Here is an 888-nt window from a genome sequence, read left to right as displayed (position 1 = left end):
CTCCGCGCCGAAAATCTATCTTCGCCGTAGTAGACATCCGCCGCTATGGGCACTATGGTTTCTGACATCGCAAGGAACGGATTCATCGGGCAGCAGAAGTGGTTACCGGCATTACGACGAACTGCCCGAAGCAGGTTGATGGTGAAGGTTGACGGCAGAAGGTCGGACGTGACGGGCCAGCGCAGTGGCAAGGGGCCCAGAGCGTGGACGCGCTGCCACAGGTGAAGTCGGACCAGTGGTCCGCAAGGGATGAAGGGAGTGTTGACGCCATCAGGATCGCCCGTTGCCGGCTGAGTTGCGCCGCTCGGGTACCGCAGTTCCACAGACAGGAAGGTGGTCTACGGTCACGCATCCGCGATCCGCGCATCACCGCCGCCCAGTACGGCGGTTGCGGAACAGTAAGCCGGCCCGGTGGGCCGGTAGATGGTGTTGAACTCTTCGGGGCCCCGGCGCGACAGGCGTCGGGGCCCCCTGTGCGCGTGATGAGAAAGGAATGTATGGATCAACGTCGCTCGGCCCCCGAGGGTGACATGCTCACTCACGGCAGGACTACCGACACGGCCGGGCTCACGGCCGAAGACCGGTTGGAGGATGAGGACTACCCCGCCTACAGCATGGGCGCGGCCGCCGAGATGCTCGGCGTCACCGCCACGTTCCTGCGGGCCCTGGGCGCCGCCCGTCTGATCGAGCCGAAACGCTCCAGGGGCGGGCACCGCCGCTACTCCCGCTACCAGCTGCGCCTGGCCGCGCGCGCCCGGGAACTCGTCGACCAGGGTACCCCCGTGGAAGCCGCCTGCCGGATCATCATCCTGGAAGACCAGCTGGCCGAAGCGCTGCGCATCAACGCCGAATACGAACGCGAGCGCGCGGCCGGGGACTGACATCGGC

Annotated in this window: 2 protein-coding genes; one reads left to right on the top strand and one right to left on the bottom strand. The window is 66.3% G+C overall.

Annotated elements, in window-relative coordinates:
- The coding region (locus Plo01_RS39800) for a hypothetical protein (RefSeq protein WP_203895989.1) at window positions 1-323 on the bottom strand (323 nt) is incomplete at its 3' end.
- 207 nt (window positions 324-530) lie between these two features.
- On the opposite strand from Plo01_RS39800, the gene Plo01_RS39795 reads away from it, so the two are divergent.
- Window positions 531-881 carry a MerR family transcriptional regulator gene (locus tag Plo01_RS39795; RefSeq protein ID WP_203895990.1) on the top strand — a complete coding sequence of 117 codons (351 nt, stop codon included), beginning with the start codon at window positions 531-533 and terminating at the stop codon, window positions 879-881.
- Window positions 882-888 lie beyond the last annotated feature (7 nt).

The sequence above is a fragment of the Planobispora longispora genome (assembly GCF_016863135.1).
Classification (GTDB): Bacteria; Actinomycetota; Actinomycetes; order Streptosporangiales; family Streptosporangiaceae; genus Planobispora; species Planobispora longispora.
This window is presented reverse-complemented; position numbering and strand designations above follow the sequence as displayed.